A 22,469-nucleotide genomic window follows, 5' to 3' on the forward strand; every position below is an offset into this window, starting at 1 on the left:
GGCGACACCCTCCGCAGGTGCGTCACCCGGGAGCACCGTCCGGCGCCTGCCGCGGTCGCTGGTCCGGGCCCGGTAGGGCCACTCGGTTGGTCGCTGTCACCGACCCGCCGGCCGCGTCGCGGTCTGGCGACGATCGAGCCTCAAGGTGTGCCGGGCCACAGGGGGACCGGCCGAGAACGTCGTCGGGTCACACCGATCTGTCCGGTGCAACCACGGCGAGTATCGCACACGACACACGCCGAACCATCAACCCCGGACGGTGAGCGGGTCGCCGATCTCCCCGGTGGTCTCGTCGAGAGGCCCCTGGGCGAGGCGCGTGAGCAGGGGCGAGCCGCTGGGAGCGAGCCCCGCGACGCTGGCCAGGCCGGACAGGACATCGTCGGGCCGGACGGCAGGTACGGCGTGTCGCAGGACCATGTCGAGCCGCGCCCCCTCGCCGTGCGCCGCGGCCGACAGCGAGATGACCGAGGAGCGGCAGTCGAATTCCCGCAGCCCCTTCTTCGTCATCCGCTCGACCAGCACGGCGTCGGTCGCGAGGAAGGTGGCGACCGCGGCGATACAGGCGTCCGGGTCGGCGGCCACGTCGATCAGCCAGTGGCTGCCGGTCAGCAGGTCGGCGAGGGAGCCGCCGGCCGACTCGACGACCTCGAGGACGTCCAGCCCGTCGGGCAGTGCCTCCTCGAGCAGGGCCTGGATGGCGGCGGGGTCGACGACCTCGGCGAGCCCGATCTCGACGTACTCCGCCTCGCTGGCCGCCCCGGTCGGCGAGGCTCCGGCGTACGAGATGCGCGGGTGCGGGTTGAATCCCGACGAGTACGCCATCGGCAGGCGGGCCCGGAAGATCGCCCGCTCGAAGGCCCGGCTGAAGTCACGGTGGCTGGTGAACCGGAGCCGGCCACGCTTGGCGTAGCGGATCCGGAGCCGCTGGACGGGCGGGGCTTGTTGCTCGGGCTGGGCTCGCACCGGCCAAGGTTACGGCGAGAGAGCCTGCTTCATCGCAATCGACGGGTAGACCGTGCTGACTCGGTGACCGGCCAGCCAGGCCGTCAGCCGGGCGGCCTCGGCCTCGAGTGCCGAGCGGGCGTCCGCGCCGACGTCCTCCAGCAGGTTGAGCACGACGACGCCGTCGGGGTCCTGCACCCAGCAACCGACGATTCGGCCGTCCCACCAGGCGGTAGTGCCGACGTTGCCGTTGGTGTCGAACAGCATCGGGCCGTGGGCGCCGAGGTAGAAGTCGCGCTCCTTCCAGCCCATCACGGTCGGATCGAGCACCGGCAGGAGCGCGGCCCACGTGTCGACCTCGTTGTCCTCCTCGGTGTCGTCCTCGGAGTCGTCGGCGAGGAGCCAGCCGGTCGCTCCTCCCTCGAGCCCCACCTCGACGGCGCCGACATCGGCGAGCGCGGCGCGTACGGCGCCCTTGGTCGAGCCGAGCCACCAGACGATGTCGGCCTCGGTGCCGGGGCCGAAGGTCACCAGCCACCGGCGTACCAGCTCGGCGTACCCCTCGCGCTCCTTGGCGGGCTCGGGCAGGTCGCCCCCATCGGGGCACAGCCAAGACTCCATGGCCGTCCACTGCGGGCGGGCGGTGCGCCAGTGGCCGCCATTGCGGCCACGGACGATCTTGGCCTCGACACCGAGCTGGGTGAGCACCCGCGGCGCGATCGGGATGTTGCCGCCGTACGACTTGCCCGGCGACATCTCGATGCGGCCGGCGAGCTCCGGCACGGCCTCACGGAGCTGCTGGGCGGAGAACTCGGCGCCGCCGGAGAGGTGGGCGAGGGTCGCGGCCTCGGCAGCATCGACCCACGCGGCGCCGTCGGTCGCCAACCCACCGAGCTCGACGTCCTTGGCGAGCCGGACACGGTGTGCCGCGGCGACCCGCGCCGACGCGCTCCCCCACGCCGCGGGCAGCAGGTCGCGCGGGAAGACGAAGAGCGTGCGCCGCATCGCGAGCTGCTTGACCAGGGTGCGGTCCTCGTACAGCGCCCGGTCGACGTCGTCGATCGTGAGTCCCTCGACGCGCGCCCAGAGCGAGAGGTAGACCGACGGCGCTTCGGTCGCGTGCAGCACGGTCATCGCCCGGGTCGCGGACTCGGGCCCGTCGGCGCGGTGACCGGAGGCCAGGGCGTGCCGCCGCGCGAGCCGGTAGCGCCTCTCGACGTCACTCACCTGCCGCATACGGCACATCCTGCCGGAGACCGCCGACGATGGTGCTGAGAGCATCGGGCAAGTGACTGTCTCCGCCCGTCGTACGTCGATCCTCGTCCTGGTCGGCCTGATCCTCCTGTCGTTCAACCTCCGTCCTGCGGCGGTCAGCATCGGTCCGGTGCTCGCGGAGGTGCGCGACTCGTTCGGGATGTCGCCGGCCACGGCGGGCCTGCTCACGTCGATGCCGGTCATCGCGTTCGCGATCTTCGGTGCGCTGGCGCCGGCGGCGGCGAGCCGGTTCGGGATCCACCGGGTCACCCTGACGGCGGTCCTGGTCGTGATCGTCGGCCTCGCCGGACGCGCGGTCACCGGCAGCGAGCCGCTCTTCCTGCTGCTCTCCCTGCTGGCGCTGTCCGGCATGGCGATGGCCAACGTGCTGCTGCCGTCGCTGGTGAAGCTGCACTTCCCGGACCGGATCGGCCTGGTCACCGCGATCTACACGACCGCGCTGTCCACCGGCCTGACCGCCGCCCTCGTGCTGACCGTCCCGATCTCGGACGCCCTCGGCGGCTGGCGCTACGGGCTCGGCGCCTGGGCAGCGCTCGCCGTCGTGGCCGCCGTGCCGTGGGTCTTCCTGGCCGCCCACGACCGCAACCTGGAGCGGGTCGCGCGCACGGTCTCCTTCCGCGAGGTCGCCCGGACCCGTCTCGGGCTCGCGATGGCGCTCTTCTTCGGACTCCAATCGCTCCAGGCGTATGCCATCTTCGGCTGGTTCGCCCAGCTCTGGCGCGACAGCGGCTACTCCGCCACCGTCGCGGGGGTCCTGGCCGGCGTGCTCGCCGGGACCGCGATCCCGCTCTCGTTGTGGCTGCCCAACGTGCTGGTCCGCAGCGCGGACCCGCGCTGGGTGCTGTTCGGGGTGATCGCCTGCTACCCCGTCGGGTACGTCGGTCTGATGATCGCCCCGCACGACCTGGCGATCCTGTGGGCGGTCCTCGTCGGCATCGGGACCCTCACCTTCCCGCTCATCCTCACCCTGATCGGGCTGCGTGCCCGCACGCCCGAAGGAACAGCGGCGCTGTCGGCCTTCACCCAGGCGACCGGCTACCTGATCGCCGCGGCCGGGCCGTTCGCGGTCGGCCTGGTGCACGACGCCAGCGGCGGTTGGACCGTCCCGCTCGGCATGCTGCTGGCACTGGCGCTGCCGCTCTTCCCGATCGCGGCGTACGTCTCGAAGGTGCGGTATGTCGAGGACCAGCTGCGGGTTTCCCCGGCTGCCCGGTGAAACCCGCACGCCACGCCGGCGCGACCCGGCGTGTCGTGCGGTTTCGGCTGCCAGGTACGCCGAGCTCCGGCCTCAGACGACGGAGAGCGGCAGCAGCTGGCGGCCCGTGGGACCGATCTGGATCTCGGTGTTCATCTCCGGGCACACGCCGCAGTCGTAGCAGGGCGTCCACCGGCAGTCCTCGACCTCGACGTCGGAGCTGCCGTCGGCGACCGCGAGGGCGTCCTCCCAGTCGGCCCACAGCCAGTCCTTGTCCAGTCCCGAGTCGAGGTGGTCCCAGGGCAGCACCTCGTCGTACTCGCGCTCCCGGGTGGTGAACCACGCGACGTCGACGCCGGTGCCGGCGAGCGCGGTCTCGGCGCTCTCCATCCAGCGATCGTAGGAGAAGTGCTCGCTCCAGCCGTCGAACCGGCCGCCATCGCGCCACACCTGCTCGATGATCGCCCCGACCCGGCGGTCGCCGCGGGACAGGAGTCCCTCGATGATGCCGGGCTTGCCGTCGTGATAGCGGAAGCCGATCGCGCGGCCGTACTTCTTGTCGTCGCGGACCGTGTCGCGCAGCTTCTTGAGCCGGTCGTCGGTGGTCTCGTGGTCGAGCTGTGCGGCCCACTGGAACGGCGTGTGCGGCTTCGGGACGAAGCCACCGATGGAGACGGTGCAGCGGATGTCATTGCGCCCGGAGACCTCGCGGCCCTTGGCGATCACCTTGCGGGCGAGGTCCGCGACCTGCAGCACGTCGTCGTCGGTCTCGGTGGGCAGGCCGACCATGAAGTAGAGCTTCACCTGGCGCCAGCCGTGGGAGTACGCCGCGGCGACCGTCTGGATCAGGTCCTCCTCGGTGACCATCTTGTTGATCACCTTGCGCATCCGCTCGCTGCCGCCTTCGGGCGCGAAGGTCAGGCCGGAGCGCCGGCCGTTGCGGGAGAACTCGTTGGCGAGCGAGATGTTGAAGGCGTCCACCCGGGTCGAGGGCAGCGACAGCGAGACGCTGGAGCCCTCGTAGCGGTCGGCCAGACCCTTGGCGACCTCGCCGATCTCGGTGTGGTCGGCGCTGGAGAGCGAGAGCAGCCCGACCTCGTCGAAGCCGGACTTGCGGATGCCGTTCTCGACCATGTCACCGATGGTCTCGATCGAGCGCTCACGCACCGGGCGGGTGATCATGCCGGCCTGGCAGAAACGGCAGCCGCGAGTGCAGCCGCGGAAGATCTCGACGGAGAACCGCTCGTGCACGGTCTCGGCCAGCGGCACCAGCGGCTTGGCCGGGTAGGGCCAAGCGTCGAGGTCCATCAGTGTGTGCTTGCGGACCCGGAACGGGATGCCGGGACGGTTGGGTACGACGGCCTCGATGGTGCCGTCGGCGCCGTACGTGACGTCGTAGAAGCGCGGCACGTAGATGTTGCCGCTGACCGCGAGCCGGCGCAGCACCTCGTCGCGGCCGCCGGGGCGACCCTCGCCCTTCCAGTCGCGGATGACCTCGGAGATCGCGAGCACGACCTCCTCGCCGTCACCGAGGACGGCGGCGTCGAGGAAGTCGGCGACCGGCTCGGGGTTGAACGCCGCGTGGCCGCCGGCGAGCACGATCGGGTCGTCCTCGGTGCGGTCCTTGCTGTGCAGTGGGATCCCGGCGAGGTCGAGCGCGTTGAGCATGTTGGTGTAGCCGAGCTCGGTCGAGAAGCTCAGGCCGAAGACGTCGAAGGCGCGGACCGGACGGTGCGCGTCGACGGTGAACTGCGGGATGGGGCCGTCGCTGTCACCGGTGCGCATCACCTGCTCCATGTCCGGCCAGACGGCGTACGTGCGCTCGGCGACGATCCAGTCGCGCTCGTTGAGCACTTCGTAGAGGATCTGGACGCCCTGGTTCGGCAGGCCGACCTCGTAGGCGTCGGGGTACATCAGCGCCCAGCGGACGGTGTCGCCGCCGTCCGGCGCGCAGTCCCAGTCCTTGACGGTCGAGTTGAGCTCGCCGCCGACGTACTGGATCGGCTTGGACACCGATGGCAGCTTGGGCTCGAGACGAGCGAAGACGCTGGCGGGCGCGGACATGCAACTACCTCGCAGGACGTGCGTTGGAGATCAGGGGAAGCCCCCAGGGTACGACGCGCGGGGTCCGCGCGCCGAACCGTCAGTCCGCGTCTCGCGCCAGCTCCTCGAGCGCCTGCCGGGCGATCGGCAGCTCCTCCTGGGCCAGGGCGATCAGGTCCTCGAGTCCGGCGACGCCGTACCTGTTGGCGACGTGCTGCACGGCGTCGACGATCTCGGGCTCGTAGTCACGGTCCGTCATGCGTCCATCCAAACAGACGCGGACGTCAGACCGGTGGCTCGGCTGCGGCTTCGGCGCGGGCGGCCGCCCCGGCCGACGTGGCCCGGAGCTCGACGGCCGGGAGCAGCAGCAGGATCAGGAACGCCAGCACGCCCACCCCTGCTGCGAGCATGAGGACCAGGTCCATCGACTCGGCGAAGCCGACCTTGAAGGGGTGCGCGAACACCGGGGCCAGCTGCTCGATGAACGATGAGTCGTCCTTGAACTGCGCGACCACCGACGGGTCGAAGACGTGACCCTCGGCCACGGCCTGACGCCACTCGGGTGTCTGGGCGTCCGCCTCGATGGCGGTCTTGATGTTGCCGCCGACGCTGCTGAAGAGCACCGCCAGGAAGATCGCGACGCCGAGCGTGCCGCCGATCTGGCGGAAGAACGTCGAGGAGCTGGTGGCGACACCGATGTCGGTGGGCGGCACCGCGTTCTGCACGATCAGCAGGATCGGCTGCAGGCAGTTGCCGAGGCCCAGTCCGAAGACCAGCATCGACAGGCTGACCCAGACCATCGAGGTGTCGGCACCGCACAGGGACAACAGGGAGAGGCCGACGACCATCACGGCGGAGCCGACGATCGGGAAGAGCCGGATGTGGCCGGTCCGGGAGATCACCTGCCCGGCGCTGATCGAGCCGGTCATCATGCCGGCGACCATCGGCAGCACCAGCAGCCCGGCCTCGGTCGGGGAGGCCCCGTGGACGATCTGCATGTACTGCGGCAGCAGCATGATGCAGCCGAACATCGCCATGCCGATGATCACGCTGGACGCGATCGCGACCCAGGCGGCACGGATCCGGAAGATCCGCAGCGGGATCAGCGCGGCCTCGCCCATCGCCCGCTCGGCGAGCACGAACGCGACGACGCCGATCGCGCCGACGGCGTACGCCGTGAGCGACCGGGGAGACCCCCAACCCCACGCCCGGCCCTGCTCGGCGACGGTCAGCAGCGGCACGAGCGCGACCACCAGGGCGATCGCACCCCACCAGTCGATGCGCACGTTGCGCGGCGTGTGGTGCACGTGCAGCGTGCGGTAGACGACCAGCAGCGCGACGATGCCGATCGGGACGTTGACGAGGAAGACCCAGCGCCAGCCGTCGATGCCGAGGATGACGGCCTGGCCGGCGAAGAACCCGCCGATCAGCGGGCCCAGCACGCTCGACGTCCCGAACATCGCCATGAAGTAGCCGGTGTAGCGGGCGCGCTCCCGCGGCGACACGATGTCGCCGATGATCGCCAGCACCAGCGTGAACAGGCCTCCGGCGCCGAGTCCCTGAAACGCCCGGAAGGCCGCGAGCTGATACATCGAGGTCGCGAACGAGCACAGGGCCGACCCCAGGATGAAGACGGTGATCGCGAACATGAAGAGCTTCTTGCGACCGTAGTTGTCGCCGAGCTTGCCGTAGATCGGTGTCGTGATCGTCGCGGTGATCAGGTACGACGTGGTCACCCACGCCTGGACCGAGAGCCCGTTGAGGTCGTCGGCGATCGTGCGGATCGACGTGCTCACGATCGTCTGGTCCAGGGCACCCAGGAACATGCCGAGCATCAGCCCCGAGAGGATCGTCAGGATCTGCCGGTGGGTGTACTCGCCTGCCGTGGAGTCAGGCGCCGGCGCCGCGACCGGGCTCGGGTTCTCGCTCATCGTCGCGCAGCCTATTGCGCGACGGTGCGGAGCAGGTGCCCTTGTCGAACCTTGGCTGCGAGATAGCGGGCGTTGGTAGCGCACAGGTGCGCGGCGGTCGGCACCAGCCGGTCGACCTCGATGCCGAGCGCGGTGAGCTGGGCGGCCTTGTCGGGGTTGTTGCTGAGCAGCGCGATCCGCCGCTCCCCCAGTGCCCGCAACATCTGCGCGGCGACCGTGTAGTCGCGCTCGTCCTCGCCGTACCCGAGCGCGAGATTGGCCTCGTAGGTGTCCAGCCCGTCGTCCTGGAGCGCGTAGGCGTCGAGCTGCGCGTAGAGCCCGATCCCGCGCCCCTCCTGGCGCAGGTAGAGGAGGTAGCCACCGGCGTCCGCGATCCGCTCCACCGACTCGCGCAGCTGCGGGCCGCAGTCGCAGCGCGCACTGCCGAAGACGTCGCCGGTGAGGCACTCGCTGTGCACGCGCACCAACGGCGTACGGCGCAGCGGCGGGCCGAGGCGGAGCGCGAGATGCTCGCGACCGTCGGCGAGCCCGTCGAAGGACACCACGCGTGCCGTCGTGGACCAGCCGTCCGGGTACCGCATCGGGAGCGCCAGCTCTGCGCGGATCGTGGTCATCCCGTCTCCTCGAAGCGGTCGGACAGCCGGTAGCGCAGGAGCACGACCTCGCCGATCCGGCGTACGTCGGCCAGCACGGCCGGGCTCCCCGGGCGGGCCGGGAAGGGGCCGTCGTCGACGAAGCGGCGAGCCGCCGAGTCGCCGACGAAGAACGGCGCGACCACCAGCTGCAGCTCGTCGGCGACGTCCTCGGCCAGGAACTGGGTGTGGATGGTGCCGCCGCCCTCGACCATCAGGCGCCGTACGCCGCGCTCGTGCAGGTCCTCGCCGATCCCCCGCATCGAGACCCGGTCCCCGCCGTCGACGACCGTGGCGACCGCGCCGAGCCGGGATCGGGCCTCGGGGGCGTACGCCGACGGGCTGTAGACGAGCTTCTCGGAGTCCCCGGTGGTGAAGAACCGGCCAGTGGGGTCGAGGTCGGCCCGACAGGTGATCGTCACCTTCAGCGGCGACGGCTTCAGCCCGCGGGCGACTCGCTCGAGGCGGCGGTCGGCACACCGGACCAGCAGCCGCGGGTCGTCCTTGCGCACCGTGGTGGCGCCGACCAGGATCGCGTCGCACCCGGCGCGCTCCTGGTCCACCCGGTCGAGGTCGGCCTCGTTGGACAGGATCAGCCGCTCGTCGCCGGCGCTGTCGAGGTAGCCGTCGATCGACATGCTGCAGCTGAGGACGGTGTACGGACGCTCAGGCACGCACCGCTCCTCTCGCCAGCAGCACGGCACCGGGCAGAGTCGCGACCAGCGCGAGCACGCCGTACAGCACCGCCACCGTCGCGCCCTGTGCCGCACCGAGCCCCGCGGCTGCGAACCCCCACGCGGCCATCCCCTCGCGCGGCCCCCATCCCGCGACGTTGAGCGGGATCGACGCGGCGAGCAGCACCAGTAGCGCCAGCGGCACCAGCTCCGCCAGGGACGCGTCGGTGCCGGCGGCGCGAGCGGCGACCAGGAAGACGACCACGTGACCGGCCGACGCCACGAGCGACGTCACGACCACCTGGGGCCACCGCACCAGCGCCGCGACCATCCCGGCCGTCAGCAGCGCGGCTGCCCATGGTGCCGGGCCGGTCAGCAGGAGCGCCCCGACGGCGGCGACCTGCACCGCCTGACCGGACCCGCGGTCGGCGACGACGGGCAAGGCCCCGTGCCGCAGCGCCCGGTGCGCGTCACCGAGCACGCCCCCCGGGAGGGTCGCGTTCAGAAACTGCGAGCGATAGTACGCCGAGACTGCCTCACGCAGTGAGACCTCGACACCGAGACCGCGGGCGAGCACCCGCCAGCGCCAGGCACAGCAGACGGTGGTCACCGCCGTCAGCGCAAGAGCCGCAACCAGAGCGGACGGGCCGGCCGACCGCACCGCCGTCACGAACGGCTGCGGACCGACCCACCACACCACCACCGCGAGGATCGCGAGGCCACCGAGCAGCCTGGCCCACCTCATCGCAGCACCTCGAGCGCCCCGGCCATCCGCGCGACCGTGCGGTCCCACCCGGCCAACGCCGTACGACGCGACCGCGCGGCCGCCCGCTGCTCGGCTCGGTGACCGGCGTCGGTGAGCCAGTGGCGCAGCGCGGCCGCAAGCTCGTCCGGGTCGTCGGGCGGCACCAGCACCCCAGCCCCGCCCAGGGCCTCGGGCACGCCGCCGACGTCGCTGGCCACCACCGGCAGGCCGCGGGCGAGCGCCTCGGTGACGACCATCCCGTACGTCTCCGCGCGCGAGGCGAGCACGAGCAGGTCCGCCTCGGCGTACGCCGCGTCGAGCTCCGCGCGGCTCATCGGACCGGTGAGCTGGACGACGTCACCCAGCCCGGCCGCGAGGTCGGGCTCGATCGTCGTCGCTCCGACCCCTCGACACGACCACTCGAGGTCGCCCAGGGTCCGCAGCGCCTCCGCCAGCACGTCGTACCCCTTCAGCGTCGTCACGGCGCCGACGCAGAGCAGCGCGGACCCGTCGGCGGAGCCGGGTGCGAGCGGCGCCGGGTCGACACCGGGTTCGACGACGAGGACCCGGCCCGGGTCGAGGTCGTACGCCGCGACGAGCCACTCGCGCGTCCAGTGGCTCGTGGCGACCACCCCGGCCGCTGCGCGCAGGAGCGGGCCCTCCCACGGCTGCCGACGCGCCATGTGCACGAGCACGACCAGGCGCACCCGGCATGCCTCTGCCACCAGTGCGGCCGACGTCAGGAGCCCGTCGACGAGGACCAGCGCACCGTCGGGGACGCTGCGCGTGGAGAGGTGCTCGACGGCGTCGAGCCCGTCGGCGACGCGGCGGTCGTAGACGTTCCCCCCGGACGGCAGGTCCGGATCGTCGACGTCAGCGGGTCGCACGAGATGGATCACAGCAGCCTCTCGTACGCCGCCCACGCCACGTGGGACTCGTGCAGGGTCACGACGATGCGTCGTACGCCGTCGCCGAGCTCGGCGACGCGAGCGGCGAGCCGGTCGGCGACGACCCGGGCGAGCACCTCGGTCGAGGTGTTGGCACCGGCGAGGTCGGGCTCGTCGTCGAGGTTGCGATAGGTCAGGGCGCCCAGCGCCTCGTGCAGCACCTGGGTGGCGCGGCCGATGTCGACGAGGATCCCGTCCGGCCCGAGCTCGGGCCCCGAGAACGCCGCGTCGACGACGTACGTCGCGCCGTGCAGCCGCTGCGCCGGCCCGAACACCTCGCCTCGCAGGCTGTGCGCGATCATCATGTGGTCGCGGACGTTCACCGTGAACACCGTCAGGCCTCCTCGGCGTAGCGGATCGTGTGGCACAGGGCCGGCAGCTCCCCCGAGGCCAGTGCGGCGATCACCGCGGGCAGGTCGGCGAAGTCCGACTCCCCCGTCAGCAGGGCGTCGTACGCCGGATCCGCGAGCAGCCGGAGCGCCAACGCCATCCGGTCGGAGGTGCTGCGTCGTCGGCCCGATGGGATCCGGCCGACCTGACTCGCCCGGACGGCGAGCCGCCCGGAGTGGAAGACCCCGCCGAGGGGCAGCTGGACGAGCTCGTCGCCGTACCAGCTCAGCTCCAGCACCTCGCCCTCCGGCGCCAGCAGCCCCAGCGCCAGCCGGAGGCCCGAGCCGGTGCCGCTGGTGTGGACGACGGAGTCGCAGGCACGCGGTGCCTCGCCCGGTACGGCGAAGCGGGCACCGAGCGCGATCGCGACCGTCGCCCGGTCCGGGTCGACGTCGACCAGGGTGACCTCGACGCCCGGGACCTGCGCCAGCAGCCGGGCCACCGCGCAGCCGACCATGCCCGCCCCGACGACAGCGACCCGGTCACCCACGAGCGGCGCCAGGTCCCACAACGCGTTGATCGCAGTCTCGACGGTGCCGGCGAGGACCGCCCGACGATGTGGCACGTCGTCGGGCACCACCGTGACCGCCGAGGCCGGCACGACGTACGCCGTCTGGTGGGGGTGCAGGCAGAAGACCGTGCGTCCCCGCAGCGCGGTCGGGCCCTCCTCGACGACGCCGACCGAGAGGTAGCCGTACTTCACCGGCCCCGGGAACTCCCCCACCTGGAACGGCGCCCGCATCGCGGCTCGCTGGTCCACCGGGACGCCGCCACGATGGACGAGGAGCTCGGTCCCGCGGCTGACGCCGGAGCGCAGCGTCCGCACCAGCACCTCGTCGGGGCCAGGTGGAGACAGCCGCTCGGCGCGCAACTCGCCCCGGCCCGGCTCACGGAGCCAGTAGGCCGTGGCCGTCCCGGTCGCGGTGGCTCGGCCGGTGGGGGTGAACCCTGCGGACGCGGTCGCCGTATGGCTGGTCACACCCCCACACACGGAGGCGCGGTGCCCCAGGTTCAGCACCCGGCGAACTGGATCACGTTCGTGCGGGCCCTCCTCGCCGTCACGGTCGCGGTCACCGGCCCGACCGGTCCCGGGCTGACGCTCGTCGTCGTCGCGCTCGCGCTGGACTGGGTCGACGGCCAGGTCGCCCGACGTACGGGCACGTGCAGCGCGTTCGGCGCCCGCTTCGACATGGAGACCGACGCGTTCCTGATCCTGGTGCTCAGCGCGTACGCCGCGGCCGACCTCGGCTGGTGGGTGCTCCTGATCGGCGCTGCCCGCTACCTGCTCTGGCTCGCCGAGCGCCTGCTGCCCTGGCTGCGCCGGCCGGTGCCGCCGCGCTACTGGCGCAAGGTGGTCGCGGCCATCCAGGGCACCGTGCTCGCGGTCGCCGTCGCCGGTGTGCTGCCGTCCGGGTGGTCAGCGGCACTGCTGGTCGGAGCACTGGCACTGCTCGCCGAGTCGTTCGGCCGGGACGTGTGGTGGCTGTGGCGCAGCCGGTCCGCGGAGGTGCCCTATCCGGAGGGCGGCGGCGTGACGCTCGTGGCCCTCGGTGCGGTGTGGGTCGCGCTCGTGCTGCCCCACGACGCCGGCGACCTGGCGCGGCTCCCGGTCGACGCGCTGCTGCTCGTCGTCGTGTCCCTCCTACCCTGGCGGCGGGCCCGGGCGATCGCGTCCGCCGCGCTCGGGGTGGGGCTGGCGGCGGTCGTGGTCGTCGAGGCGTTCGACGTCGGGTTCCACACCTTCCTGGACCGGCCTTTCGACCCACTCACCGACTGGGCCTACCTGGGGCCGGGGGTGGGCGTGCTCGGCGACTCGATCGGCGTCGGCCCGGCGCGCGCGACCGCGGCCCTGGCGGCCGTCCTGGTAGCCGCACTGCTGGTCGTGCTGCCGCTCGCGACGGTCCGGGCGGCCGGGACGATCGCCCGCCACCGCCGCCCGGCGCTCGCGGCGGCACTCGTGCTGGCCGTCGCGCCCCTCGCGCAGGTCGGGTCGACCAGTGCCGCCGGGCTCGCGTACGACGAGGTGCGCCAGGTCCGGGCGGACCTCGCTGACCGTCAGGACTTCGCCCGCGCGATCGCGGCCGACCCGTACGCCGACGTGCCACCCGACGGGCTGCTTCACGCCCTGCGCGGCAAGGACGTGCTCGTGGTGTTCGTCGAGTCCTACGGGCGAGTGGCCCTGGAGGGCACGTCGTTCGCACCCGGCGTCGAGGCGGTCGTCGATGACGGCACCGGGCGCCTCGATGCCGCGGGGTGGTCGAGCCGCAGTGCGTTCCTGACCTCGCCCACCTTCGGTGCCGCGAGCTGGCTGGCGCACTCAACGCTGCAGTCGGGCCTCTGGGTCGACAGCCAGCGGCGCTACGACCAGCTGATCGGCGCGGACCGGCTCACCCTGACCTCGGCGTTCGCGGCCGGCGGCTGGCGGACCGTCTTCGACGTACCCGCCAACACCGAGGACTGGCCACAGGGTCAGGAGTTCTACGGGTTCGACCACCTCTACGACTCCCGCAACGTGGGCTACGGCGGACCGGAGTTCGGGTACGCCCCGGTGCCGGACCAGTACACGCTCGCTCAGTTCCAGCGCCTCGAGCTGGCACCGCGCGACCGACCGCCGGTGATGGCCGAGATCGACCTGGTCTCCAGCCACCACCCGTGGGCGCCCTCGCCCGCGCCGGTGCCGTGGGACCAGGTCGGCGACGGCTCCACGCTGGCCGCGCCACCGGCGACCGGCGACCCCGACATCCCGACGCTCTATGGCCGCTCGATCGAGTACTCGATGTCCACCCTGGTCTCATGGCTCGAGTCCCAGCCGGACCGCGACCTGGTGCTGCTCGTGCTCGGCGACCACCAGCCACACTCCTACGTCACCGGGCCGAACCCGGGGCACGACGTCCCGGTCTCGGTCATCGCTCGAGACCCACGGGTCGTGCGCCGCATCGCCGGATGGGGCTGGCAGCCGGGCCTGCACCCCGGCCCCGACGCCCCGGTCTGGCGGATGGACGCCGTACGGGACCGCTTCCTGCAGTCGTTCAGCCGGTCAGCCTTCAGCCGATGAGGCTCAGCCGTCGAGCTGGAGGACCGGCCGCCCGTCGGCGGCGCGCACCTCCACCGAGGTGATCTGGTCGGTGTCGAGGGCGGTGGCGCCGGTCAGGTGCATCGTCTTGCCGGGCAGCGCCTTCCAGGTCGCGACCTGCTCGACGGCGCCGTCCTGCGTCCGCACCACGAGGGAGTACGTCGGGGCCGGGTCCTCGTGCTGGTAGCCGCCGCTCGGCTCGTCGTAGCTGCAAGTCAGGTCCAGGCGGGTGCCCCAGGCGACCGACGTGAGCGCGACGCTGGCGTCCACCCGGTCCTGGTCGAGGGGCGTCATCGTCTGCCCGGTCGCCGTCGGCGGTGGCGCGTCGTCCGACGTCACGGCCAGCACGGTCGCACCGGTCGCCCCGATCGCGACCACGGCCGCCGCCGCGGCCAGTCCGACCGCCCAGTGACGGCGCCGTTGCGCGCGCCGTACGTCCTGGACCAGTCGGGGCAGCAGGGTGTCCGGCAGCGGCTCGGGCTCCGGCGCGGACTCCACGGCGTCGATCGGCAGCCGTCCGAGCAGGCCGGGCAGCCCGGCGATCTGACGCACCGCGGCGGCGCAAGCGGAGCAGGTCTCGAGGTGGCGCTCGAAGGCGAGCCGCTCGGCGGGCGGCAGGGCACCGAGGACGTAGGCGGCGTCGTCCTGCGCGAACTGGCAGCCGTGCCCGTCGCTCAAGCCACCGGTCGTCATGCCACCACCCCCATCTCCTCCAGCGCGAGCCGCAGCGCGCGCAGCGCGTAGTGCGCCCGCGACTTCACCGTGCCCACCGGGACGCCTAGCCGATCGGCAGCCTCCGCGACCGGCAGCCCGCGGTAGTAGCACTCCACGAGCACGGCCCGGTGATCCGGTGACAGCCGGGTGAGGGCGTCGGCGACCACCCACGAGAGCAGCACCTGGTCGGTGCGGTCGGCCTCACCGGCGCCGTCGGGCACGTCGGCGACCGAGACCTCGCTCTGGGAGCGCTTGGTGCGCCAGTCGTCGATCACGATGTTGCGCGCCACGGTGAAGAGCCACGCCCGCACCGAGCCCTGCGACTCGTCGAGGTCCGGCATCCGCCGCCACGCACGCAGCAGCGTCTCCTGCACCACGTCCTCCGCCCGGGCCCGGTCGTGGCCGGTCAGGCGCAGGCAGTAGCCCCACAGGGCGGCAGCGTGCTCGTCGTGCAGCTGACGCATCAGCGCCACCGGACTCTCCGCCATCGTCACCTCCACCACTGACACGGGCCCGAGCTCGATCCGGTTCAGCGCGGTCCGGTTCAGTCCTGCTTCTCCTCGAGTGCCTCGGTGAGCAGGCCGATCAGGGCTTCGAGCTGGACGTCGACCGAGGTGGCGACCGTCTCGCCGGCACCGTCGAGAGCGCGGGCGGCGAGCCCGGCCTTGCTGTCGATCAGCTCCGCGATCCGGGTGTCGATCGTCTGCGCGGCGATGATCCGCCAGGCGGTGACCGGCTCGGACTGCCCGATCCGGTGCACCCGGTCGATGGCCTGGGTCTGCTCGGCGTCGGTCCAGGAGAGCTCCGCGAGCACGAGGTTCGATGCGACCTGGAGGTTGATGCCGACGCCGGCCGCGGTGAGCGAGCAGACGATGACCACGACCTCGGGGTCGTTGACGAAGTCGTGGATGTTCTTCTCGCGCACCTTCGTCGTCTGGTCGCCGCGGATCGACGTGTAGCGGATACCGCGGCGGGCGAAGGTGTCCTCGGCGGTGTCCATGACGTCGATGTGCTTGGCGAAGAAGACCACCTTGCCGACGCTGCGCGCCAGCTGGGCGGCGTAGTCGGCGGCGAGGGCGGACTTCGCCTGTCCGATGTGACGCATCATCGTGAAGACGTTCTCTCCCGACGAGCTGTCGGTGTCCTCGCGCTCCCACGTCGCGACCTGGCGGACCAGCGCGTGGTCGATGCCGTCCACGACCTTGCCCGACGTACGGGTGGCGAGCGCGGTCTCGTAGCGCTCGACCATACGGCGAGCCAGCTCGCGCTCGGCGTCGCGGATCGAGCGACCGACCTCGCCGTCGAGCTCGACCGGCAGGTCGGCGACCCGGCGGGCGGGGATGTCGGCGGCGACGTCGATCTTGCGACGACGCACGATGCCCATGTCGACGACGCACCGGCGTGCGGCCGGGTAGAACGACGGGTCGGCGGGGGTCAGGCCGGTCTCCTCGAGGGGACCCATCAGCTCGGGCAACGGCTTCTTGTCGTCGATCCAGCCGAGGAACTGCCAGATCGCCCGGAAGTCCTCGATGTCGTTGATCAGCGGGGTGCCGGTCAGCGCCATCAGCAGCGGCCGGACGGTGCGCCGCCGGATCTGCTCGGAGAGGTGCAGCACGTGCTGCGAGCGCTGGGAGCTCTTGTTCTTGATGAAGTGGGCCTCGTCGACGACCATCCCGCGGAAGCCGTGGTCGCCGATCCAGCCGACGTGGCGGTCGAGGACCTCGTAGTTGACGACCACGATGTCGGCGAAGCCGTCGATGTCGTCGCCGTCGCCGTGGATCACCGTGACGGCGCGGTGGGGAGTCCAGATGCCGGCCTCACGGGCCCAGTTCATCTTGACGACGTTGGGCACGACGACCAGCAGCGGGAACGCGTTGGCCGCCTGGGCCGCCAGCAGCGCCTGTGCGGTCTTGCCGAGACCCGGCTCGTCGGCGAGCAGGAAGGTGCGGTGGCCCTGGCGCGCGGCCTCGACCAGCTGCGCCTGGTGGTGCATCAGCTCGTGGCCACCGGCCGCCGACAGAGACGCCGGCTCGGGCAGGGCCATGCAGGACGTGGCACCGGCCCCGGCGAACTCGAACGAGCGGAACAGCGGCCCGAGGAGCTCCCAGGTGGCGAGCCGGTGGGTCAGCCGCTTGCGGTCGCCGGCCGAGAAGTCGGGGGCCAGGAACGGGTTGGCGAGCTGACGGGAGATGACCGACTGCGGGACGACCCGACGCTCGGTGTGGCCCGCGTCGGCGGTCTCCTCGACCTCGGGGACCTCCTCGACCTCGGCCTCGAGGCCGGCCGCGGCGACCATCTCCCTGCGCAGCTCCTTGGCCGCGTCGGAGATGACCGCGTCCTCGGCGAGCAGCGTGAAGAGCGTGGAGTCGCGGGCGGCGGTCTTGGCGAGGATCGTCGCGATCCCGTCGAGCCGTTTGAGCTGCTCGTTGCGCTGCGCCTCGGTCAGCTCAGTGTCGCTCTTGACCCGGATCCGCTCCTCGCGAGCGAGGAGCGCGACGACCTGGAACTTGGTGCGTACGCCGGGCATCGCCGAACGTCGCTCGACAGCGTTCTCGACCTCGCGCACGGCGCGGGCGAGGACCGGGATGATCCCGTCGTTGTCGAGCGGACGGCGTCGTCCGTTGCGCTGGTTGGAACCGCGCTGGTTGGACGAGCGCGACGAGTTGCGCTGCGACGTACGGCGGTTTGCCGTTTGCTGCTGGCCCGATCGAGCCAAGGACCCCTCCTCGGAGTGACGGCCACGACGGCGGTGAGGGCTGCTGCACCCTCACGGCCTCCGGGACCGGGACGAACGTGCGTCGACGAGGTGGACGTGCTGCCACTTCCCTGACGCGAGGCGGTCCGCGTGACCCCCACGCGACCGACGAGGACGCGGCCCGAGCGGGCCGACGACGTCGCCATCCTAGCGCGGGTCCGCCCGAACTGTGAGCCGGACCGGGTCAGACGGTGAAGTCCACGCCCTGGGCGAGCGGGAGCTCACCCGAGAAGTTGACCGTGTTGGTCGCCCGGCGCATGTAGGCGCGCCAGGCGTCCGACCCCGACTCGCGGCCGCCGCCGGTCTCCTTCTCGCCTCCGAACGCGCCGCCGATCTCCGCCCCGGAGGTGCCGATGTTGACGTTGACGATGCCGCAGTCGGACCCCTCCGGGGACAGGAAGAGCTCGGCCTCGGCCTGGTCGGAGGTGAAGACGCTCGACGACAGTCCCTGCGGGACGGCGTTGTTGAGCTCGATCGCGCCCGCGAAGTCGTCATAGGGCAGCACGTAGAGCAGCGGGGCGAACGTCTCGCTGGCCACCACCTCGGTCTGGGCGTCCATCCGCACGATCGCGGGCCGCGCGTAGTAGGCGTCGGGCGCAAGGTCGGCGTGCTCGCGTCCGCCGCCCGCGAGCAGCTTGCCGCCGTCGGCCGTGGCCGCCGCGACGGCGGCCTCCATCGCGTCGTACGCCCGCTGGTTGATCATCGGGCCGACGAGCGTGCCCTCGGCCAGCGGGTTGCCGATCGGCAGCCGGCCGTACGCCGAGGCGAGCCGGTCGGTCAGCTCGTCGATGACGCTGGTGTGGGCGATGACGCGGCGCATCGTGGTGCAGCGCTGGCCCGCCGTACCGGCGGCGGAGAAGACGATGCCGCGGACGGCCAGGTCGAGGTCGGCGCTGGCGGAGACCACGGCGGCGTTGTTGCCGCCGAGCTCGAGGAGGCTGCGGCCGAAACGCTCGGCGACGCGAGGCCCGACGAGGCGGCCCATCCGGGTCGAGCCGGTGGCGCTGAGCAGCGCGACGCCGGGGTGGTCGACGAGCGCCTGGCCGACCTCGGGGCCGCCGAGCAGCACCTGGGAGAGCGCCTCGGGCGCGCCGTGCTCGGCGATCGCCTGGGCGAGCACGGCGTGGCAGGCCAGGGAGGTGATCGGGGTGAGCTCGGAGGGCTTCCAGATGACCGGGTCGCCGCAGACCAGGGCGATGGCGGTGTTCCAGGACCAGACCGCGGCCGGGAAGTTGAAGGCGGAGACCACACCCACGACACCGAGCGGATGCCAGGTCTCCATCAGCCGGTGGCCGGGCCGCTCCGAGGGCATCGTCCGGCCGTAGAGCTGGCGCGAGAGGCCGACCGCGAAGTCGCAGATGTCGATCATCTCCTGGATCTCTCCGCGCGCCTCGGAGGTGATCTTCCCGGCCTCGACGCTGACCAGGACCGCCAGGTCGTCCTTGTGCTCGGCGAGCAGCTCGCCGAACCGCTTCACCAGGGCCCCGCGCGCCGGCGCCGGCTCCCGACGCCAGGCCAGGAACGCCTCGCTCGCGCGGCCGACCGCCTCCTCGACGTACGCCGCGTCTCGCCAGCTCAGCGACGCGACCTGCTGGCCGTTGATCGGCGAGCGGGTGGCCACATCGCCGCCCAGCGCGTCGACGTCGACGCCGCAGCGGCGGGCGGTGTCGAGGGCCAGCGCGGACAGCTCGGACTGAGTGGGGATGGTCGCCATTGGCCCTTCCTACACGATGCCACCCGTTGGTCGAGGACCGAGCGCCAGCGAGCATCGTCGAGACCCCGGCGCCCGAGCGCCTGCCTTCGCTGCGGGGATCTCGACGACGCTCAGGCCTGGCGGCCTTCCCTGCTCGATCACCGGAACTCACACGATGTTGAGCTCCGGCCGGACGCCACGGTCGGCGAACCGGTCGACGGACAGCGCGTTCACGTCGACAACCGGGTGACGGCCGAGCACGAGGTCTCGCAGCACCTCGCCGATCGCCGGACCCATCAGGAAGCCGTGGCCGGAGAAGCCGGTGGCGTAGAGGAACCGCGAGACGCCGGCGGCCTCCCCCACCAACGCGTTGTGGTCAGGGGTCATCTCGTAGAGCCCGGCCCAGCCGGAGGCGATCCCCACTTCGGCCAGTGCGGGCACCCGCCGGGCGATCGCGTCGCCGAGCCGGGGCAGCCAGGCATCGGTGCGACCGACCTCGAAGCCGGGCACCTCGTCGGGATCGGACATGCCGAGCAGCAGGCCCGGACCCTCGAGGTGGAAGTAGAGGGACGTCGCGAAGTCGATCGTGAACGGCGTCGCCGGGTCCAGCCCGGGCATCGGCTCGGTCGTCAGGATCTGCCGGCGCAGGGGGACGACGGGCAGGTCGACGCCGACCATCTCCCCCACCGCACGCGACCAGGCGCCGGCCGCGCAGACGATGGTGTCGGTGGCGATCCGCCCGGCGTCGGTGAGCACACCGCGCACCTGCCCGTCGACGACCTCGACCCCGGTCACCGCGCAGTGCGTGACGATCCGGACGCCGGCACGACGTGCACCGCCGGCGTACCCCAGGACGACGGACTCGGGCGTGCAGTGGCCGTCCTCGGGCGACCAGGCCGCGGCGAGGATCCCGTCGAGGTCGACCATCGGCGACAGCCGCTTCGCCTCGGCGGCCGAGATCATCCGACTGGGGACGCCCATGGAGCTCTGCAGCGCGACGTTGGCCTCGAAGGCCGCGACGTGGTCGGGGTCGTCGAGCAGGAAGAGGTAGCCGGACTTGTGCAGGTCGATCTCCTGCCCGAACTCGTCAGCGAACCGCTCGTAGGCACGCAGGCTGCGCTGGCCGAGCTCGATGTTGACCGGGTCGGAGAACTGCGCGCGCACCCCGCCCGCCGCCTTGCACGTCGACCCGGAGCCGAGGGTGTGCCGCTCGAGCACCACGACGTCGGTCACGCCGCCACGCCCGAGGTGGTACGCCGTGCTCAACCCCATCACGCCGCCACCGACCACGACGACGGAGGCGCTGGCCGGGAGCTCAGCCACCGGTGGCTCCGACGAGCGCGCGGGCGGCCTCGGCGATCTCCTCCTCGGACACCAGCACCGTGCGGGAGGCCGGACCGAGCGGCACGTAGGAGTCGGCACTCGCGACCCGGGCGATGCGTCCGTCGTACCCCCGCTCGACGAGCGCGCTGACGATGCCCTCCCCCACACCGCCCGAGCGCCGCGTCTCGTCCACGACCAGCACCCGCCGGAAGCCGGAGGCGTACGCCGCGAGCTCGTCGACCGGCAGCGGCGAGAGCCAGCGCAGGTCGAGGACGGTGGCCCCGAGCGCCCGGCAGGCCCGCAGCGACATGGGCACGCCGTTGCCGAAGGTGGCGACGAGCAGCTCGGTGCCGTCGCCGTGAGCACGCGGACCGCGCGGGGTGCCGGGTGCGGTGTGCAGCGCGGTCCAGGCCCCGTCGCCGGGTTCGTAGAGGTCGCGGGAGTGGTAGAGCGCGATCGGCTCGACCACCACGCACACGCGGCCCTCCAGCTCGGCGAGCTCGACGCACTCCCGGATCAGCGTGCGCGCGTCGGCCGGATGGCTGGGCACGCACACCACGAGACCCGGGATGTCGCGCAGCACGGCGAGCGAGTTGTCGTTGTGGAAGTGTCCGCCGAAGCCCTGCTGATAGCTGAGGCCGGGGATCCGCACGACCATCGGGTTGCGGTAGTGCCCGTCCGAGAAGAAGGCGAGCGACGCGGCCTCGCCGCGCAGCTGGTCCTCGGCGTTGTGGAGGTAGGCGAGGTACTGGATCTCCGGGATCGGCAGCAGCCCGGCGAGGGACGCACCGAGCGCCGTGCCGAGGATGGTCTGCTCGTCGAGGAGGGTGTCGATGACCCGGCGGCCGCCGAAGCGCTTCCGCAGGCCGCGCGTCACGCCGTACACCCCGCCCTTGACGCCGACGTCCTCACCGAGGACCAGGGCGTGGGGCCGCTCCTCGAGCAGCTCCGCGAGCGTGGCGTTGATCGCCTGCGCCAGGGTCAGCTGGCCCTCCCGCACCGCCGCCACCGGCAGCCGCAGCGGTGCCGGACGGGTGTCGGGGCGATGGATCGGCCGGACCACCTCGCCGCGCGACTCCAGGCGGCGCTCGCCGATGACCGACTTCGCCTGGTGCGTGACGGCAGCGCGGGTGCGTTCGTAGCGGTCGAGGACGTTGTCGGGAGTCAAGGCCCCGGTCTCGACGAGGTACGCCGCGGACGCGAGCAGCGGATCCAGCTCGAGATCGCGCGCGATCTCGGTGCTGGTGCGGTAGCCCAGCTCGACGTCGGACCCGGCGTGACCGAGGAAGCGCACGGTCCGCAGGTGCAGCAGGACCGGACGCCGCAGCTGGCGGACGCGGTCGACCGCGGAGCCGACGTCGGCGAGCAGCCGGTCCGGGCGCGGCGAGGCCGCCTCGACGTACTGGATGCCGGGCAGCCGGCGCAGCGACTCCTCCATCCAGCCCGCCGGCGTGCGGGTGCTGATGCCGAGGCCGTTGTCCTCGACGACGACCAGCAGCGGGACATCGAGGCGACGGTGAGTGAGGTACGCCGCAGCGTTGAGCGCGCCTTGGGCCGTCGAGTGGTTGACCGAGGCGTCGCCCAGGCTGGTCACGACGATCGCGTCCTCCGGCCAGCGGCGCTCCGGCGCCAGGTCGGCGAGGTTGCCCAGGGCGAAGGCCAGCCCGACCGCGCGCGGCAGGTGCGACGCGATGGTCGACGTCTGCGGGACGATGTGCAGCGCCGGGTGACCGAACACCTTGTGCCGGCCCCCGGAGATCGGGTCGGTCGCGGCTGCACTGAGGCCGAGCAGCACATCGCGGACCGGCGTCGTGGCCGCCTCTGGCCGCTCCGCCGCGTGACGGGACGCTCGCGCGGCGTAGAAACCGCCGGAGCGGTAGTGCAGCAGTGCCGGATCGTCGACTCGGGTCAGCAGGCCGACCGCGGCGTTGGCCTCGTGGCCGGCCGAGCCGATCGTGTAGAAGCCCTCGCCCTGCGCCTGCAGCCAGCGCGCGGCGAGGTCGAGATGCCGGCTCTGCAGCTGGGCGTCGAAGAGCGCCAGCACCTGAGCAGCGTCGGCATCGCCTGCGCGGGCCGCTGGGCGCAGCTCGCCGACGGACGCCACGAAGTGCTCGTCGATCGCCTCCGCCATCCGCCC

The 22,469-nt window shown here is 72.4% G+C and carries 19 protein-coding genes; 2 read left to right on the plus strand and 17 right to left on the minus strand.

Annotated elements, in window-relative coordinates; all coding sequences use genetic code 11:
• Positions 1-246: 246 nt before the first annotated feature.
• Both ABEA33_RS03845 and ABEA33_RS03850 read right to left on the minus strand, forming a co-directional pair.
• Positions 247-963: a TIGR03936 family radical SAM-associated protein gene (locus ABEA33_RS03845; protein ID WP_345525267.1), complete on the minus strand. Its 717-nt coding sequence runs from the start codon at positions 961-963 to the stop codon at positions 247-249.
• A gap of 9 nt (positions 964-972) precedes the next feature.
• Complete coding sequence (locus tag ABEA33_RS03850; RefSeq protein WP_345525268.1) at positions 973-2,178, minus strand: winged helix DNA-binding domain-containing protein; 1,206 nt, start codon at positions 2,176-2,178, stop codon at positions 973-975.
• 52 nt (positions 2,179-2,230) lie between these two features.
• Here ABEA33_RS03850 and ABEA33_RS03855 point away from each other — a divergent pair, with 52 nt between their 5' ends.
• A complete protein-coding gene (locus tag ABEA33_RS03855; RefSeq protein WP_345525269.1) occupies positions 2,231-3,433 on the plus strand; it encodes an MFS transporter in 1,203 nt (400 codons plus the stop codon).
• Between the two features lie 72 nt (positions 3,434-3,505).
• Here ABEA33_RS03855 and ABEA33_RS03860 read toward each other — a convergent pair whose 3' ends face one another.
• The 9 genes from ABEA33_RS03860 to ABEA33_RS03900 all read right to left on the minus strand — a co-directional run bounded on the left by ABEA33_RS03860 (position 3,506) and on the right by ABEA33_RS03900 (position 11,753).
• Positions 3,506-5,476, minus strand: coding sequence for a TIGR03960 family B12-binding radical SAM protein (locus ABEA33_RS03860; protein WP_345525270.1), 1,971 nt, complete (start codon positions 5,474-5,476; stop codon positions 3,506-3,508).
• A 79-nt stretch (positions 5,477-5,555) separates the two neighbouring features.
• On the minus strand, positions 5,556-5,714 hold the full coding sequence (locus ABEA33_RS03865; protein ID WP_345525271.1) for a hypothetical protein: 159 nt from the start codon (positions 5,712-5,714) through the stop codon (positions 5,556-5,558).
• Between the two features lie 25 nt (positions 5,715-5,739).
• On the minus strand, positions 5,740-7,386 hold the full coding sequence (locus ABEA33_RS03870) for an MDR family MFS transporter (protein WP_345525272.1): 1,647 nt from the start codon (positions 7,384-7,386) through the stop codon (positions 5,740-5,742).
• 11 nt (positions 7,387-7,397) lie between these two features.
• Positions 7,398-8,000: a GTP cyclohydrolase II gene (locus tag ABEA33_RS03875; RefSeq protein WP_345525273.1), complete on the minus strand. Its 603-nt coding sequence runs from the start codon at positions 7,998-8,000 to the stop codon at positions 7,398-7,400.
• Complete coding sequence (locus ABEA33_RS03880; protein ID WP_345525274.1) at positions 7,997-8,692, minus strand: RibD family protein; 696 nt, start codon at positions 8,690-8,692, stop codon at positions 7,997-7,999. Before ABEA33_RS03880 ends, ABEA33_RS03875 begins: the two co-directional genes overlap by 4 nt.
• Positions 8,685-9,437, minus strand: coding sequence for a lysylphosphatidylglycerol synthase domain-containing protein (locus ABEA33_RS03885; RefSeq protein ID WP_345525275.1), 753 nt, complete (start codon positions 9,435-9,437; stop codon positions 8,685-8,687). The genes ABEA33_RS03880 and ABEA33_RS03885 overlap by 8 nt, the downstream gene beginning before the upstream one ends.
• Entirely contained in the window at positions 9,434-10,336 is a 903-nt protein-coding gene (locus ABEA33_RS03890; protein WP_345525276.1) for a glycosyltransferase family 4 protein, read from the minus strand. The genes ABEA33_RS03885 and ABEA33_RS03890 overlap by 4 nt, the downstream gene beginning before the upstream one ends.
• On the minus strand, positions 10,333-10,716 hold the full coding sequence (locus ABEA33_RS03895; RefSeq protein WP_345525277.1) for a 6-pyruvoyl trahydropterin synthase family protein: 384 nt from the start codon (positions 10,714-10,716) through the stop codon (positions 10,333-10,335). The genes ABEA33_RS03890 and ABEA33_RS03895 overlap by 4 nt, the downstream gene beginning before the upstream one ends.
• 2 nt (positions 10,717-10,718) lie before the next feature.
• Positions 10,719-11,753 (minus strand): zinc-dependent alcohol dehydrogenase, encoded by a 1,035-nt coding sequence (locus ABEA33_RS03900; protein WP_345525278.1) that lies wholly within the window; start codon positions 11,751-11,753, stop codon positions 10,719-10,721.
• 21 nt (positions 11,754-11,774) lie between these two features.
• Here ABEA33_RS03900 and ABEA33_RS03905 point away from each other — a divergent pair, with 21 nt between their 5' ends.
• Positions 11,775-13,829, plus strand: coding sequence for a CDP-alcohol phosphatidyltransferase family protein (locus ABEA33_RS03905; protein WP_345525279.1), 2,055 nt, complete (start codon positions 11,775-11,777; stop codon positions 13,827-13,829).
• A 3-nt stretch (positions 13,830-13,832) separates the two neighbouring features.
• On the opposite strand, the gene ABEA33_RS03910 is transcribed toward ABEA33_RS03905, so the two are convergent.
• From ABEA33_RS03910 to ABEA33_RS03935, 6 genes are all read right to left on the minus strand, one after another.
• On the minus strand, positions 13,833-14,540 hold the full coding sequence (locus ABEA33_RS03910) for an anti-sigma factor family protein (RefSeq protein WP_345525280.1): 708 nt from the start codon (positions 14,538-14,540) through the stop codon (positions 13,833-13,835).
• On the minus strand, positions 14,537-15,049 hold the full coding sequence (locus ABEA33_RS03915) for a sigma-70 family RNA polymerase sigma factor (protein ID WP_345525281.1): 513 nt from the start codon (positions 15,047-15,049) through the stop codon (positions 14,537-14,539). The genes ABEA33_RS03910 and ABEA33_RS03915 overlap by 4 nt, the downstream gene beginning before the upstream one ends.
• A gap of 56 nt (positions 15,050-15,105) precedes the next feature.
• On the minus strand, positions 15,106-17,277 hold the full coding sequence (locus ABEA33_RS03920; RefSeq protein WP_345525282.1) for a DEAD/DEAH box helicase: 2,172 nt from the start codon (positions 17,275-17,277) through the stop codon (positions 15,106-15,108).
• A 223-nt stretch (positions 17,278-17,500) separates the two neighbouring features.
• Positions 17,501-19,030, minus strand: coding sequence for an L-piperidine-6-carboxylate dehydrogenase (gene amaB / locus ABEA33_RS03925; protein WP_345525283.1), 1,530 nt, complete (start codon positions 19,028-19,030; stop codon positions 17,501-17,503).
• Positions 19,031-19,177: 147 nt separating this feature from the next.
• Positions 19,178-20,332 carry an NAD(P)/FAD-dependent oxidoreductase gene (locus ABEA33_RS03930; RefSeq protein WP_345525284.1) on the minus strand — a complete coding sequence of 385 codons (1,155 nt, stop codon included), beginning with the start codon at positions 20,330-20,332 and terminating at the stop codon, positions 19,178-19,180.
• Positions 20,325-22,463 (minus strand): thiamine pyrophosphate-dependent enzyme, encoded by a 2,139-nt coding sequence (locus tag ABEA33_RS03935; RefSeq protein ID WP_345525285.1) that lies wholly within the window; start codon positions 22,461-22,463, stop codon positions 20,325-20,327. Before ABEA33_RS03935 ends, ABEA33_RS03930 begins: the two co-directional genes overlap by 8 nt.
• Positions 22,464-22,469 lie beyond the last annotated feature (6 nt).

This window comes from Nocardioides endophyticus, assembly GCF_039543845.1.
In the GTDB taxonomy this organism is placed as follows: domain Bacteria; phylum Actinomycetota; class Actinomycetes; order Propionibacteriales; family Nocardioidaceae; genus Nocardioides; species Nocardioides endophyticus.